This window comes from Streptomyces cinnabarinus (genome assembly GCF_027270315.1).
GTDB lineage: Bacteria > Actinomycetota > Actinomycetes > Streptomycetales > Streptomycetaceae > Streptomyces > Streptomyces cinnabarinus.
In genome coordinates this window covers 7460042-7474574 of sequence record NZ_CP114413.1, presented here as the reverse complement: position 1 = coordinate 7474574, position 14533 = coordinate 7460042, and the positions used below count along the sequence as shown (strand labels likewise).

Sequence of the window (14533 nt, the reverse complement as noted above, 5' to 3'; positions counted from 1 at the left end):
GCCGGGCGGGTGTCGCGGGTGCGGCGGGCCTCGGTCAACCGCCTGTGGAACCGCCACAGATCGGCGTCGTCCGGTGCGGCCCGAAGGCCGTAGGCCGCACCCCGGGTGAGCAGCACCCGGGGTGCGGCTCGGCGGGGGCGGTCCGGTTCGAGGATCTTCCGCAGCCGTGCGGCATACGTGGCCACGAGGCCGTGGGCACCGGACGGTGGCGCGTCTCCCCACAGGGATCTGATGAGGTCGGCGCGTTCGACCCAGGCGCCGGGGCGGAGCAGAAGTGCGGCGAGCAGCGCGGTCTGCATGGGCGGGCCCGGAACGAGCTGCTGTCCGGCGCGCGAGACGCGGGTCAGGCCGAGAAGTTCGTACTGGACGGGGCTGTCGGACATGCGCATGGACGACTCCTTTCCAGGTATCGGCATGGGTATTGGTATGGACCAATACTGCCGCCTGGGGCGGCGGTGCGACCTACTCCGGATGGAAATCGGATGGATTCACACCTCGCACCTCTGGCCCAACCGCCGCATCTGTGGGACCTGTTGGTCTAGGCCATTCCTATCGGTTGCCCCCATGAAAAGAGGCGCCATGAAACGTGCGAGACGAACACTCACCGCTTTACTGACCGCCCTGCTCCTCCCGGTCTCCGTCCTGGTCGCGCTCGCCGGCCCGGCCCACGCGGCCCCGCCGTCGGCCACGTTCACCAAGGTCTCGGCCTGGGAGACCGGCTACACCGGCCAGTTCACGATCAAGAACAATGGCGACACCGCCCTGACCGCGTGGACCGTGGAATGGGACCTGCCCGCAGGCACCACCGTCGGCGCCTACTGGGACGCGCTGATCTCCAGCTCGGGCAGCCACTACACCGCCAAGAACCGCGAGTACAACGGAACCGTGGCCCCCGGAGCCTCCGTCACCTTCGGCTTCGTGGCCTCCGGCACCGGCTCCCCCACGAACTGCAAGCTGGACGGCGGCCCTTGCGACGGCTCCGCCACCGACACCCCGCCCAGCGCCCCCGGCGCACCGCAGTCCTCGGGCGTGACCACCACGTCCATCGCCCTGACCTGGGCCCCGGCCACCGACGACAAGGGCGTCAAGAACTACGACGTACTGCGTGACGGCACCGTCGTCGCCACGGTGACCGACCCCGCGTACACCGACACCGGGCTCACCCCCGACACCGAGTACACCTACACCGTCCGCGCCCGGGACACCGCCGGCCAGAACGGCCCGGCCGGCCCCGCCACCCGGGTCCGCACCTCCGCCGGCGGCGGCACGGACCGGCCCCCGTCCGCCCCCGGCACCCCGCGGGCCGACGACATCGCCGAGACCAGTGTCAAGCTGAGCTGGCCCGCGGCGACGGACGACAAGGGCGTCAAGAACTACGACGTCTTCCGCGGCTCCGTGCTCGCGACGACGGTCACCGGCACCACGGCCACCGTCACCGGCCTGACCCCCGACACCGACTACACGTTCACCGTGCGCGCCCGCGACACCGCCGACCAGGTCGGGCCGCCCAGCGGCGCACTCACCGTACGCACCGGCGGCGGCAGTTCACCCTCGACGTACGCCAAGGTCGGCTACTTCACCCAATGGGGCATCTACGGCCGCCAGTTCCCGGTGAAGAAGCTGGACACCCTCGGCGCCGCGGCGAAGCTCACCCACATCAACTACTCCTTCAGCAACATCCATCCCACCGATCTCACCTGCATGAACGGCGTCACCAAGGCCACCACCCCGAACCCACAGGACCCCAACCAGGGTGACGGGGCCGGTGACTCCTGGGCCGACTACGAGCGTTCCGTGGGCGCCGGCGAGTCCGTCGACGGGGTCGGCGACACCTGGAACCAGCCGCTGGCCGGCAACTTCAACCAGCTGAAGAAGCTCAAGGCCAAGCACCCGCATCTGAAGACGCTGATCTCCATCGGCGGCTGGACGTACTCCAAGTACTTCCACGACGCGGCCCTCACCGACGCCTCCCGCAAGAAGTTCGTGTCGTCCTGCATCGACATGTACATCAAGGGCAATCTGCCGCTCGTCAACGGCCGCGGCGGCGCGGGCGCGGCGGCCGGCGTCTTCGACGGCGTCGACCTCGACTGGGAGTGGCCCGGCGCCGAGGGGCACGCGGGCAACCACTACTCGGCGGCCGACAAGAACAACAACACCCTGCTGTTCGCGGAGTTCCGCCGGCAGCTCGACGCACTGAGCGCCACCACCGGTAAGAAGTACCTGCTCACCTCCTTCACCCCCGCCGACCCGGCGAAGATCGCGGCGGGCTGGGACATCACCACCCGGGACGGCACGCCCAGCGTCTTCGACTACATGGACTTCGCCAACGTCCAGGGCTACGACTTCCACGGAGCGGGCAGCGACAACTCCTGGGAGCCGAACCGTACCGGGCACCACATCAACCTCTACCGCGACGAACAGGACCCGTACACCACGGAGTTCAGCGTGGAGCGCGCCATCCAGACCTATCTGGACGCGGGCGTCGACCCGCGCCAGCTGACGCTCGGCCTGGCCTTCTACGGCCGCGGCTGGCAGCAGGTCGCGGACGGAGGCGTGCACGGCGAGTGGCAGACGGCCAACGGCGCCGCGCCCGGCCAGTTCCCGGAGGAGGCCGGGACACGGGGCTACGACAACCTCATGTCCTCGGTACCGGGCCTGACCGTCTACCACGACGAACAGTCGGTCTCCGCCTACGGCTACACCGGCAACAACGGCCAGTGGTGGAGCTTCGACGACGCCTGGACCATCGGCAAGAAGGCGGCCTGGATCAAGAGCAAACGCCTGCTGGGCGGCATGATCTGGGAGATGTCCGGCGACAGCGGCACCCTGATGACGGCCCTGGACACCGGCCTGCGCTGACACCGCACAAGCCACAACTGAACACCCCCCGAAGGAGAAAGCGGGGCCCACGGACACCATCACCCGTGGGCCCCGCCCCGTACGCTCGTGCAGGCGCGTTCACCGGATGAACTCCCGTCCCGTGAAAGGGATTTCTCCGCTTCACCTCTTGACGGCCGGAGTGCCGGGGAGCACATTGGCGACACTTTGAGAGCGCTCTCAAGCGTTCTCGGAGCCTCCCCGCACCCCACACCCGTACCCGAGAGGCAGCACCCCCCATGAGTGAAACCTCCGGCACTCCCCACAGACAACGGCGCCCTGTGCGGCGCGCGCTCATCGCCCTGTGCAGCGCCCTGGGCCTGGCGGCGGCCGCCGTCGCGTCCGCGGACGCCGCCGCCCCGCCGCCCCCGTCCGGCTGGACCCAGGTCTTCGTGGACGACTTCAACGGCGCGGCCGGCACCGGCGTCAACACCGCCAACTGGCAGTACGCGACCGGCCACGGCTACCCCGGCGGCCCCGCCAACTGGGGCACCGGTGAGATCGAGAACATGACGTCCAGCACCAACAACGTGGCCCTGGACGGCAACGGCAACCTCCGTATCACCCCGCGCCGCGACGCCTCCGGCAACTGGACGTCCGGCCGCATCGAGACCAACCGCGGCGACTTCCAGCCCCCGGCGGGCGGCAAGCTGCGGGTGCAGTCCCGGATCCAGATGCCGAACGTCACCGGCGCCGCGGCCCGCGGCTACTGGCCCGCCTTCTGGATGCTCGGCACGCCCTACCGCGGCAACTGGTGGAACTGGCCGAGCGTCGGCGAGCTGGACATCATGGAGAACGTCCAGGGCCTCAACACCGTCTGGTCGACCATGCACTGCGGCACCAGCCCCGGCGGCCCCTGCAACGAGACGACCGGCATCGGCGGTTCCCGCGCCTGCCCCGGCGCCACGTGTCAGGCGGGCTTCCACACCTACGCGCTGGAATGGGACCGCTCGACCAGCCCGGAGCAGATCCGCTTCTACGTCGATGACATCAACTACCACACGGTGCGCGCCAATCAGGTCGACGCGACGACCTGGGCCAACGCCACCAACCACGGCTTCTTCATCATCCTGAACGTGGCGATGGGCGGCGGCTTCGTGGACGCGTTCGGCGGCGGCCCGGACGCCGCGACCGTGCCAGGCCACTCGATGGTCGTGGACTATGTCCAGGTGCTGTCCAGTGGGGGCGGTACCACACCCCCGCCGACCGGTAACCGGGACGCCTACAGCGCCATCCAGGCCGAGTCCCGCGACAGCCAGTCCGGCACGATCACCGAGGCGACCTCCGACACGGGCGGCGGCCAGAACATCGGCGCGATCGCCAACGGTGACTGGGCGTTGTTCCGGGGCGTCAACTTCGGCTCCTCGGCGGCCACTCAGTTCGTCGCCCGGGTCGCGAGCGGTGCCGGGTTCGGGGTCAGCGGACTGGTGGAGGTGCGTCTGGACAGCCGTGGCAACGCGCCCATCGGCAGCTTCGCGGTGGGCAACACGGGCGGCTGGCAGAGCTGGCGGACGATCCCGGCCAACATCGGCGCGGTGACGGGCACGCACGACGTCTATCTGACCTTCACCAGCGGGCAACCCGCCGACTTCGTGAACGTCAACTGGTTCAACTTCGGCCGCTGACCTGGGCGGTACGGCGCAGGCGGCCCGGATGTCAGCCAGAAAAATTCGGACCGCCGGCGCCTGCTCCGATGCAAGACTGCGCGCCATGCCCACCGAACTGGAGTACCTCCGCGAGATCGAGCGCCTGGCCCACCGGGTCACCCTCGCGGCGTCCGACGAGCTCCAGCACCATGTCACCGCGCTGGCGAGAGCACTGCACCACTACCACTTCGAGGGCGACGGCTGCCTGGAGGAGGACCGCCCCCTCGTCCGGCTCTTCGGCGCCGCGGTGCTCAGGCCCGGCGGGCTGGCGGACTACGACGAGACCTGTGCGCGGTTCGGTGTCGAACCCCGGCCCGAGGGCTGGGCGTTGTGGCACACCTGGGGCGACGGCGAACTCAAGGTGACCATGGTCGTGTCCGCCGTGGAGACCACGGAGGGCCTGTTCCAGAACTGGTCGCACGGCAGGTCGGTCGACCCCGTGACCCCGCTGCCGTCCCAGGTCGCCCTGGTCCACATGGGCTGGATGGGCCCGATGACGCTGTCGCCACGCGGCGTCCGCCGCATGGGAGTCGGCGGACAGCCGGCCGACTTCGCGCCCCCTCTCGCCTAGTCGGCCAACGCCCTTGCCGACGGTCGCGCTGCGGCAACCGAAATGGGGCAAGTGGGCATCTCTCACCGGCCGGATGCCATACCGTCAAAGCCTCGGACATCCACCCGCCGAAGCGAGGCCGACGCCGTGCCCGACATCCCGCGCCCCATCGTCGCGATCCTGACCGCGCTCCCGCTGGAGTACGAGGCCGTACGCACGCGCCTCGGCGAACTCGAAACCCTCGTGCACCCGCAGGGCACGCGCGCCAAGGTCGGCCGGCTGGACGGTACTCCGTGGCATGTGGCGCTCGTCCGGACCGGTGAGAAGTCGCTCAACGCGGCAGTCCTCACCGAGCGCGTCATCAACTGGCTCCAGCCACAAGCAGTGATCTTCGTCGGCGTCGCAGGTTCGCTGAAGAAGGACGTCGCCATCGGGGACGTGGTGGTCGCCACCAAGGTCGTCGCCTATCAGGGCGGCAAGCAGACCAAGGAGGGTTTCCACGTCCGTCCCGACGCGTGGCACGCCAGCCACGCGCTGGAAGGGGCAGCCTTCGACGCCCTGGGCACCAAGGCTCACTACAAGCCGATCGCCGCCGGTGACGTCGTGCTGGACGACGACGCCTCCGCGCTCGCCAAGCACATCAAGCACCACTACAACGACGCCGTGGCGATCGAGATGGAGGCCAACGGCATCTCCCACGCCGCCGAGCTCAGCCGCCGGGTCGACGCCCTGGTCATTCGCGGGATCAGTGACCTCGCCAACGGACTCAAGAGCGAGGCCGACGCATCCGGCTCCCAGGTCCGCGCCGCGGCGAACGCCGCCGAAGCGGCACTCGCGACCGTGCGCGAGATGGTACCGGCGCCCCAGGCCACCGCGTCCGCTCCCCCCGCACCGACTCCCGCCGAGGCACCGGCCCAGTACGCCGGAGACCACCACGATCACCGGTACGGCGTCTATCACGCACCGGTCATCGGGAAGGTGGTGTACAACAACCCTCCGCGCCCCAACCGGGGTTGACGCCGCCCACCCCGACCGACGCCTCCGCCCCGGCGGACAGCGCCGCCGTCCGCCTAGGACATCCGGCGCAGTTCCGCCCGGAACCCCGCCGGAGTCACCTCCGTGTGCTGGTGGAAGAACTTGGAGAAGTTCGCCGCGTCCGGAAACCCCACCGCCACCCCGACCCGCCCGACCGGCAGATCCGTGTGCGCCAGCAACCGCTTGGCCTCCAGGATCACCCGTTTGTCGATGAAGCTCTTCGGCGTCTCGCCGGTCGCCGCACGGACCGCCCGGACGAGGGTGCGCCGCGAGCAGCCGAGCTGGTCGGCGTAGGCGCTCACGCTGTGGTTGGTGGCGAAGCCGCGCTCCACCGCGTCCCGGAACTGGGTGAAGGCCGAACCCGCCTCCCGACGGGCCGTGTCATGGGAGCTCGCCGCGAGATGCGCGAGCCGCAGCAGGAACGCCGAGAGGGAGTGCCGCAGCACCGCGGTGTGCAGGCTCAGGGGAAGCGTGGTCGTGTCCTCGTACTCGCGGCGGAGTTGGTCGAGCGCCGTGCGCAGGCCGGTGAGCTGGGGTTCGCCGGGGTGGAGCAGGGGCGGCAGGTCGTAGCGGTAGAGGCCGGTCGCCTCGACCGTCGCGCGGGGCAGGAAGCCGGGCTGCATGGTGAGGACGGTGCCCCGGTACTCGCTGGTCGCCGAGAAGCGGTGGATCTGGCCGGGGCGGATCCACAGGAGGTCGCCGGCGTTCGCCTCGTACTCCGTGAAGTCGATCATGTGGCGGACGGGACCCTCGTCGAACAGCATCACGACGTGGAAGTCGATGCGGTGCACCCGGTCCAGGGGCGCGTCGGCGTGCCAGGTGCGCTCGGGGCCCATCGGGCCGACCTGCATGCCGACACCGAGCACACTCAGGTCGACCGGGAAGGGGAAGGTCCTGATCCCTCCGGCGATCCCTTCGGCGCCTTGTACCGCTCTGCCTGCCATATCCCTCTTGTACCGCCTCAGCCGTCGGCCCGCTGTCCCACTTTCACCACAGGCTGACACACCTGGACCTTCCCTCGAAAAAGTCAGACTTTTACAGTCGAACGCGTCTCACCAGGAACGACGCATCATTCGATGAACTCTTGAAGAGGACTGGCTACAGATGAGCACGCGGACACCGGACAGCTTCGAATGGACCGAACTCGACCGGCGTGCCGTCGACACCGCCCGCCTGCTGGCGGCGGATGCCGTACAGAAGGTGGGCAACGGCCACCCCGGCACCGCGATGAGCCTGGCGCCCGCCGCGTACACGATCTTTCAGAAGGCGATGCGGCACGACCCCGCCGATCCGGAGTGGACCGGCCGTGACCGCTTCGTCCTCTCCCCCGGCCACACCTCGCTGACGCTCTACACCCAGCTCTTCCTCGCCGGGTACGAGCTGGAGCTGGACGACCTCAAGACCTTCCGCACCCAGGGGTCGAAGACGCCCGGTCACCCCGAGTACGGCCACACCGCGGGCGTCGAGACCACCACGGGACCTCTCGGACAGGGCGTCGCCAACGCCGTCGGCATGGCGATGGCCGCCCGCTACGAGCGCGGCCTGTTCGACCCCGAGGCCCCCGAGGGCGAGTCCCCGTTCGACCACACCATCTGGGCGATCGTCTCCGACGGCGACCTGGAGGAGGGTGTCTCCGCCGAGGCCTCCTCCCTCGCGGGCCACCAGAAGCTCGGCAACCTGGTCTTCCTCTACGACGACAACCACATCTCCATCGAGGGCGACACCGCGACCGCGTTCTCCGAGGACGTGCTGAAGCGCTACGAGGCCTACGGCTGGCACACCCAGCGCATCGAGCCCACCGAGGACGGCGATGTCGACGTCCCCGCCCTGTACGCGGCGCTGACGGCAGCGCGGGCGGAGACCGGGCGCCCCTCGATCATCGCGATGCGCACCATCATCGCCTGGCCCGCCCCGAACGCCCGCGACACCGAGGCCTCGCACGGCTCCGCCCTCGGCGAGGACGAGATCGGCGCCACCAAGCGGCTGCTGGGCTTCGACCCGGCGCGCACCTTCGAGGTCGCCGACGAGGTGCTCGCCCACAGCCGCCGCGCCCTCGACCGGGGCGCCGAATCGCACACGGCCTGGGACAAGCGTCTCGCCGAGTGGCGCACCGAGAACCCCGAGCGCGCCGCGCTGTTCGACCGGATCGTGGCCGGTCAGCTCCCCGAGGGCTGGGAGTCCGCCCTCCCCGTCTTCGAGCCCGGCAAGTCCGTCGCCACCCGCGCCGCCTCCGGCAAGGTCCTTCAGTCGCTCGGCGCGGTCCTCCCCGAACTCTGGGGCGGCTCCGCCGACCTGGCCGGGTCGAACAACACCACCATCGACAGCACCAGCTCCTTCCTGCCGACGGGCAACCCGCTGCCGGAGGCCGACCCCTACGGCCGCACCATCCACTTCGGCATCCGTGAGTTCTCCATGGCCGCGGAGATGAACGGCATCGCCCTGCACGGCAACACCCGGGTCTACGGCGGCACCTTCCTGGTCTTCTCCGACTACATGCGCAACGCCGTCCGGATGTCCGCGCTGATGCAGCTGCCCGTCACCTATGTGTGGACGCACGACTCCATCGGCCTCGGCGAGGACGGCCCCACCCACCAGCCGGTCGAGCACCTGGCCTCGCTGCGCGCCATCCCGGGCCTGAACCTCGTCCGGCCCGCCGACGCCAACGAGACCGCCGTCGCCTGGGCGGAGATCCTGCGCCGGCACGCCACCGACCCGGCCCCGCACGGCCTCGCGCTGACCCGCCAGGGCGTGCCGACGTACGAGCGCAACGAGGAGGCGGCCAAGGGCGGTTACGTCCTGCGGGACGCCTCCACCGAGGTGCCGGACGTCGTGATCGTCGCCACCGGCTCCGAGGTCCAGCTCGCCGTCGCCGCGCGCGAACTGCTCGAAGCCGAGGGGATCGGCGCCCGCGTGGTGTCGATGCCGTCGGTGGAGTGGTTCGAGCAGCAGCCGCGCGAGTACCGCGACGCCGTCATTCCGCCGTCCGTGCGAGCGCGTGTCGCGGTCGAAGCCGGGATCGGTCTGACGTGGTACCGGTTCGTGGGTGACGCAGGACGCATCGTCTCCCTCGAACACTTCGGCGCCTCCGCCGACGCCCGGACCCTGTTCGCCGAGTACGGCTTCACCGCCGAGAACGTCGCCGCGGCCGCGCGGGAATCGCTCGCTGCCGCCCGTGGTTGATCCGACCGCCAGAAAGAAGATGATCACAGTGACCGAAGCACTCCAGCGCCTCTCCGACGAGGGTGTCTCCATCTGGCTGGACGACCTGTCCCGTAAGCGGATCGCCTCCGGCAACCTCGCCGAACTCCTCGCCACCCAGCACGTGGTGGGCGTCACCACCAACCCGTCCATCTTCCAGGCCGCGATCGGCTCCGGCGAGGGCTACGAGGAGCAGCTCGCCGACCTCGCGGTGCGGGGCGTCACGGTCGACGAGGCCGTACGCATGATGACCACCGCCGACGTCCGTGCCGCCGCCGACATCCTGCGGCCCGTGTACGACGCGACCGGCGGCCGGGACGGCCGGGTCTCCATCGAGGTCGACCCGCGGCTCGCCCACGACACGGCGGCCACCGTCGCCGAGGCCAGGCAGCTCGCCTGGCTGGTCGACCGCCCCAACGTCATGATCAAGATCCCGGCGACCGAGGCGGGTCTGCCCGCCATCACCGCGGTCCTCGCCGAGGGCATCAGCGTCAACGTCACGCTGATCTTCTCCCTGGAGCGCTACCGCGAGGTCATGGACGCCTACCTCGCGGGCCTGGAGCAGGCCAAGGACAAGGGGCTCGGCCTCGCCCCGATCCACTCGGTCGCGTCCTTCTTCGTCTCCCGCGTGGACAGCGAGATCGACCAGCGGCTGACTGCCCTCGGCACCGAGGAGGCACTCGCCCTCAAGGGCCGCGCCGCCCTCGCCAACGCCCGCCTCGCCTACCAGGCGTACGAGGAGGTCTTCGCCTCCGACCGCTGGCTGAAGCTGGCCGCCGACGACGCCAACCGGCAGCGCCCGCTGTGGGCCTCCACCGGGGTGAAGGACCCGGCGTACAAGGACACCCTCTACGTCGACGAACTGGTCGCGCCCGGCACGGTCAACACCATGCCGGAGGGCACCCTGAACGCCACCGCCGACCACGGCCGGATCACCGGCGACACCGTCACCGGCGGCTACCCGCAGGCCCGCGCCGACCTGGCCGCCGTGGAGCGCCTCGGCATCTCCTACGACGAGGTCGTCACCCGGCTGGAGGACGAGGGCGTCGCCAAGTTCGAGACCGCCTGGCAGGAGCTGCTGGACGCGGTCGCCAAGTCCCTGGACAGCAAGGGAGCGCAGGCCGAATGACCGCCGACCCGACCAACCCGCTGCGCGACGCGCGCGACCGGCGGCTGCCGCGGATCGCGGGCCCCTCGGGCCTCGTCATCTTCGGTGTCACCGGCGACCTGTCCCGCAAGAAGCTGATGCCGGCGGTCTACGACCTCGCCAACCGCGGTCTGCTGCCCCCGGGCTTCTCCCTCGTCGGGTTCGCCCGCCGGGACTGGGCGGACCAGGACTTCGCGCAGGTCGTGCACGACGCCGTCCGCGAGCACGCCCGCACCCCCTTCCGCGAGGAGGTCTGGCAGCAGCTCGCCGAGGGCATGCGGTTCATCCCGGGCGACTTCGACGACGACACGGCGTTCAAGCAACTGCGGTCGGCCGTCGACGAGTTGGACGCCTCCCGGGGCACGAGCGGCAACTACGCCTTCTATCTCTCCGTACCGCCGAAGTTCTTCCCCAAGGTCGTCCAGCAGCTGAAGAAGCACGGCCTCGCCGACGCCCCCGAGGGCTCCTGGCGGCGCGCGGTCATCGAGAAGCCGTTCGGCCACGATCTGAGGTCGGCCGAGGAGCTCAACACGATCGTGCACGATGTGTTCGACCCGGAGCAGGTCTTCCGGATCGACCACTACCTGGGCAAGGAGACCGTCCAGAACATCCTGGCGCTGCGCTTCGCCAACCAGATGTTCGAGCCGATCTGGAACCGGTCGTACGTCGACCACATCCAGATCACCATGGCCGAGGACATCGGCATCGGCGGCCGGGCGGGCTACTACGACGGCATCGGCTCGGCCCGTGACGTCATCCAGAACCACCTCCTGCAGCTCATGGCGCTCACCGCGATGGAGGAACCGGCCGCGTTCGACGCCGGTTCGCTGCTGACGGAGAAGCTGAAGGTCCTCAAGGCCGTGAAGCTGCCCGAGGACCTGGGGCGGCACACCGTGCGCGGGCAGTACGCGGAGGGCTGGCAGGGCGGCGAGAAGGTGCGCGGCTACCTCCAGGAGGACGGTATCGACCCGTCCTCGACGACCGACACCTACGCCGCCGTCAAGCTCCAGGTGGACAACCGCCGCTGGGCCGGAGTGCCGTTCTACCTGCGTACCGGAAAGCGCCTCGGGCGCCGGGTCACCGAGATCGCGGTGGTCTTCCAGCAGGCCCCGCACTCCCCCTTCGACCGCACCGCCACGGAGGAGCTGGGCAAGAACGCGATCGTCATCCGCGTCCAGCCCGACGAGGGCATCACCGTCCGCTTCGGCTCCAAGGTGCCCGGCACCTCGATGGAGATCCGGGACGTGACGATGGACTTCGCCTACGGCGAGTCGTTCACCGAGTCCAGCCCGGAGGCGTACGAACGCCTCATCCTGGACGTCCTGCTCGGCGACGCCAATTTGTTCCCCCGTCACCAGGAAGTGGAAGAGTCCTGGAAGATCCTCGACCCCATCGAGGAGTACTGGGCGCGGCACGGCAAGCCGGCGCAGTACGCCTCGGGAAGCTGGGGACCCGGGGAAGCCGACGAGATGCTCGCACGAGACGGACGGAGCTGGCGCAGGCCATGAAGATCGACCTGACCGACACCACGGCAAGCAAGATCAACAAGGCCCTTGTGCGGGGCCGCCGCGCCATCGGCACCCCCGCCGTGGGCATGGTCCTGACGATGGTGATCGTCACGGACGAGGAGAACGCCTACGACGCCATCAAGGCGGCCGAGGAGGCCTCGCACGAGCACCCCTCGCGCACCCTGGTCGTCATCAAGCGGCACGCCCGCACCCCGCGCGACCGCCAGTCCTCCAAGCTGGACGCGGAGGTCCGGGTGGGCGCCGACGCCGGCACCGGCGAGACGGTCATCCTGCGGACCTACGGCGAGGTGTCCGACCACGCCGACTCGGTCGTCCTGCCGCTGCTGCTGCCGGACGCCCCGGTGGTCGTGTGGTGGCCGGTGGAGGCGCCCAAGAACCCGGCCAAGGACCCGCTGGGCGCGCTCGCCCAGCGCCGGATCACCGATCTGTACGCGGTGGAGAACCCCTTCGAGGTGCTGGAGACCCGGGTCCGCTCCTACGCGCCCGGTGACACCGACCTCGCCTGGACCCGGCTGACCCCGTGGCGCTCGATGCTGGCCGCGGCGCTGGACCAGGCACGGACCCAGATCATCTCGGGGGCGGTGGAGGCCGAGGCCGAGAACCCGGCCGCCGAACTCCTCGCCCGCTGGCTGGAGGCCCGGCTGAACGTGAAGATCGACCGGGTCGTCACCGCCGGTCCGGTCGTCACCGCCGTGCGCCTCGGCACCGCCGGCGGCGAGATCGTCATCGACCGCCCCGAGGGCCCGCTGGCCACGCTGTCCCTGCCGGGCCAGCCCTCGCGGACCCTCGCGCTGAAGGTCCGCACCACCTCCGAACTCATCGCCGAGGAGCTCAGGCGCCTCGACGCGGACGAGATGTACGCCGTCGCCCTGCGGGGCGAGGCCGCCAAGGAGAACTCCTCTCATGTCTGACTCCCCGAAGCTCACCCGGCGGCCCCAGTGGACCGCCCTGGAGGACCACCGCGCCGAGTGGCACGACCACTTGCGTGACCTCTTCGCCGCGGACCCCGAGCGGGCCGAGCGGTATGTGGTACGGGTCGGTGATCTGCGGATCGACTACTCCAAGCACCTCGTCAACGACGAGACGCTCGCCCTGCTTCAGGAACTGGCCGCCGCCACCGATGTGTTCGGGCTGCGCGACGCCATGTTCCGCGGTGACTGCATCAACATCACCGAGGACCGGGCGGTTCTGCACACCGCGTTGCGTGCGGCGCCGGACGCGGTGGTCGAGGTGGACGGCGAGAACGTCGTACCGGGCGTGCACGCGGTCCTCGACAAGATGAGCGACTTCGCCGACCGCGTCCGCTCCGGCGCCTGGACCGGCCACACCGGCAAGCGGATCAGGAACGTCGTCAACATCGGCATCGGCGGCTCCGACCTCGGGCCCGCGATGGCCTACGAGGCGCTGCGGCCGTTCACCGCACGGGAGTTGACGTTCCGCTTCGTGTCGAACGTCGACGGCGCCGACCTGCACGAGGCGGTACGCGACCTGGACCCGGCGGAGACCCTGTTCATCGTCGCCTCCAAGACCTTCACCACCATCGAGACCATCACCAACGCCACCTCGGCCCGCTCCTGGCTGCTGGCCGGGCTCGGCGGCGAGGAGAAGGCGGTCGCCCGGCACTTCGTCGCCCTGTCGACGAACGCCGAGAAGGTCACCGGGTTCGGCATCGACCCGGACAACATGTTCGAGTTCTGGGACTGGGTCGGCGGCCGCTACTCCTTCGACTCGGCGATCGGCCTCTCCCTGATGATCGCCATCGGTCCCGAGCGGTTCCGCGAACTGCTCGACGGCTTCCGGCTGGTCGACGAGCACTTCAGGACCGCCCCCGCCGAGGCCAACGCCCCGCTGCTGCTGGGCCTGCTGGGCATCTGGTACGGCAACTTCCACGACGCCCAGTCGCACGCGGTGCTGCCGTACAGCCACTACCTGTCCAAGTTCACCGCCTACCTCCAGCAGCTCGACATGGAGTCCAACGGCAAGTCCGTTGACCGCGACGGGCACCCGGTGGACTGGCAGACCGGCCCGGTGGTGTGGGGCACGCCCGGCACCAACGGGCAGCACGCCTACTACCAGTTGATCCACCAGGGCACCAAGCTGATCCCGGCCGACCTGATCGGCTTCGCCCGTCCGGTCGACGAGCTGGACGACGAACTCAAGGCGCAGCACGACCTGTTGATGGCCAACCTGTTCGCGCAAGGACAGGCGCTCGCCTTCGGCAAGACCGCCGAGGAGGTCCGCGCGGAGGGCGTGGCCGAGGAGCAGGTGCCGCACCGCACCTTCCGCGGCAACCACCCGACGACCACGATCCTCGCCCGCGAACTGACCCCGTCGGTGCTCGGCCAGCTGATCGCCCTCTACGAGCACAAGGTGTTCGTCCAGGGCGCCGTCTGGAACATCGACTCCTTCGACCAGTGGGGCGTGGAGCTCGGCAAGGTCCTCGCCAAGCGGGTCGAGCCCGCCCTCACCGACGGCGCTGAGGTCCCCGGCCTCGACTCCTCCACCGCTGCCCTCGTGGCCGCCTACCGTGAACTGAAGGAAGTGCACTGAA

10 protein-coding genes and 1 pseudogene are annotated in these 14533 nt (G+C 70.0%); 9 read left to right on the top strand and 2 right to left on the bottom strand.

From position 1 onward, the window contains the following. Window positions 1-101: 101 nt before the first annotated feature. Window positions 102-383: pseudogene (locus STRCI_RS43590) on the bottom strand (winged helix-turn-helix domain-containing protein); the annotation flags it as partial. Window positions 384-579: 196 nt separating this feature from the next. Between STRCI_RS43590 and STRCI_RS33725 the strand changes: the two are divergent. The 4 genes from STRCI_RS33725 to STRCI_RS33710 all read left to right on the top strand — a co-directional run bounded on the left by STRCI_RS33725 (window position 580) and on the right by STRCI_RS33710 (window position 6090). Then, window positions 580-2859, top strand: a complete 2280-nt coding sequence (locus STRCI_RS33725) for a glycoside hydrolase family 18 chitinase (RefSeq protein WP_269662749.1) — start codon at window positions 580-582, stop codon at window positions 2857-2859. A 257-nt stretch (window positions 2860-3116) separates the two neighbouring features. Beyond that, entirely contained in the window at window positions 3117-4502 is a 1386-nt protein-coding gene (locus STRCI_RS33720; protein WP_269662748.1) for a glycoside hydrolase family 16 protein, read from the top strand. An 85-nt stretch (window positions 4503-4587) separates the two neighbouring features. After that, complete coding sequence (locus STRCI_RS33715) at window positions 4588-5094, top strand: hypothetical protein (protein ID WP_269662747.1); 507 nt, start codon at window positions 4588-4590, stop codon at window positions 5092-5094. A 126-nt stretch (window positions 5095-5220) separates the two neighbouring features. Then, a complete protein-coding gene (locus STRCI_RS33710) occupies window positions 5221-6090 on the top strand; it encodes a 5'-methylthioadenosine/S-adenosylhomocysteine nucleosidase family protein (RefSeq protein WP_269662746.1) in 870 nt (289 codons plus the stop codon). 53 nt (window positions 6091-6143) lie between these two features. Here the strand turns inward: STRCI_RS33710 and STRCI_RS33705 are convergent, their stop codons facing one another. Beyond that, the gene (locus tag STRCI_RS33705; RefSeq protein ID WP_269662745.1) at window positions 6144-7052 is read right to left on the bottom strand and encodes a helix-turn-helix domain-containing protein; all 909 of its coding nucleotides are present in this window, start codon (window positions 7050-7052) and stop codon (window positions 6144-6146) included. 160 nt (window positions 7053-7212) lie between these two features. On the opposite strand from STRCI_RS33705, the gene tkt reads away from it, so the two are divergent. From tkt to pgi, 5 genes are read left to right on the top strand one after another with little or no spacing between them, the layout of a single operon-like run. After that, window positions 7213-9288, top strand: a complete 2076-nt coding sequence (gene tkt, locus STRCI_RS33700; RefSeq protein ID WP_269662744.1) for a transketolase — start codon at window positions 7213-7215, stop codon at window positions 9286-9288. A 19-nt stretch (window positions 9289-9307) separates the two neighbouring features. Continuing rightward, a complete protein-coding gene (gene tal / locus STRCI_RS33695) occupies window positions 9308-10435 on the top strand; it encodes a transaldolase (RefSeq protein ID WP_269662743.1) in 1128 nt (375 codons plus the stop codon). Further along, window positions 10432-11961, top strand: a complete 1530-nt coding sequence (gene zwf / locus STRCI_RS33690; protein WP_269662742.1) for a glucose-6-phosphate dehydrogenase — start codon at window positions 10432-10434, stop codon at window positions 11959-11961. Before tal ends, zwf begins: the two co-directional genes overlap by 4 nt. Then, window positions 11958-12893: a glucose-6-phosphate dehydrogenase assembly protein OpcA gene (gene opcA / locus STRCI_RS33685; protein ID WP_269662741.1), complete on the top strand. Its 936-nt coding sequence runs from the start codon at window positions 11958-11960 to the stop codon at window positions 12891-12893. Before zwf ends, opcA begins: the two co-directional genes overlap by 4 nt. Next, window positions 12886-14532 carry a glucose-6-phosphate isomerase gene (pgi, locus tag STRCI_RS33680; RefSeq protein ID WP_269662740.1) on the top strand — a complete coding sequence of 549 codons (1647 nt, stop codon included), beginning with the start codon at window positions 12886-12888 and terminating at the stop codon, window positions 14530-14532. Before opcA ends, pgi begins: the two co-directional genes overlap by 8 nt. Window position 14533: the final 1 nt, after the last annotated feature.

Bases quoted from the DNA above. Each gene is read 5' to 3' on its own strand.
- STRCI_RS33715 (WP_269662747.1), top strand. From the start codon at position 4,588: ATGCCCACCGAACTGGAGTACCTCCGCGAGATCGAGCGCCTGGCCCAC.
- STRCI_RS33705 (WP_269662745.1), bottom strand. From the start codon at position 7,052: ATGGCAGGCAGAGCGGTACAAGGCGCCGAAGGGATCGCCGGAGGGATC.
- STRCI_RS33725 (WP_269662749.1), top strand. From the start codon at position 580: ATGAAACGTGCGAGACGAACACTCACCGCTTTACTGACCGCCCTGCTC.
- opcA (WP_269662741.1), top strand. From the start codon at position 11,958: ATGAAGATCGACCTGACCGACACCACGGCAAGCAAGATCAACAAGGCC.
- STRCI_RS33720 (WP_269662748.1), top strand. From the start codon at position 3,117: ATGAGTGAAACCTCCGGCACTCCCCACAGACAACGGCGCCCTGTGCGG.
- pgi (WP_269662740.1), top strand. From the start codon at position 12,886: ATGTCTGACTCCCCGAAGCTCACCCGGCGGCCCCAGTGGACCGCCCTG.
- zwf (WP_269662742.1), top strand. From the start codon at position 10,432: ATGACCGCCGACCCGACCAACCCGCTGCGCGACGCGCGCGACCGGCGG.
- tkt (WP_269662744.1), top strand. From the start codon at position 7,213: ATGAGCACGCGGACACCGGACAGCTTCGAATGGACCGAACTCGACCGG.
- tal (WP_269662743.1), top strand. From the start codon at position 9,308: ATGATCACAGTGACCGAAGCACTCCAGCGCCTCTCCGACGAGGGTGTC.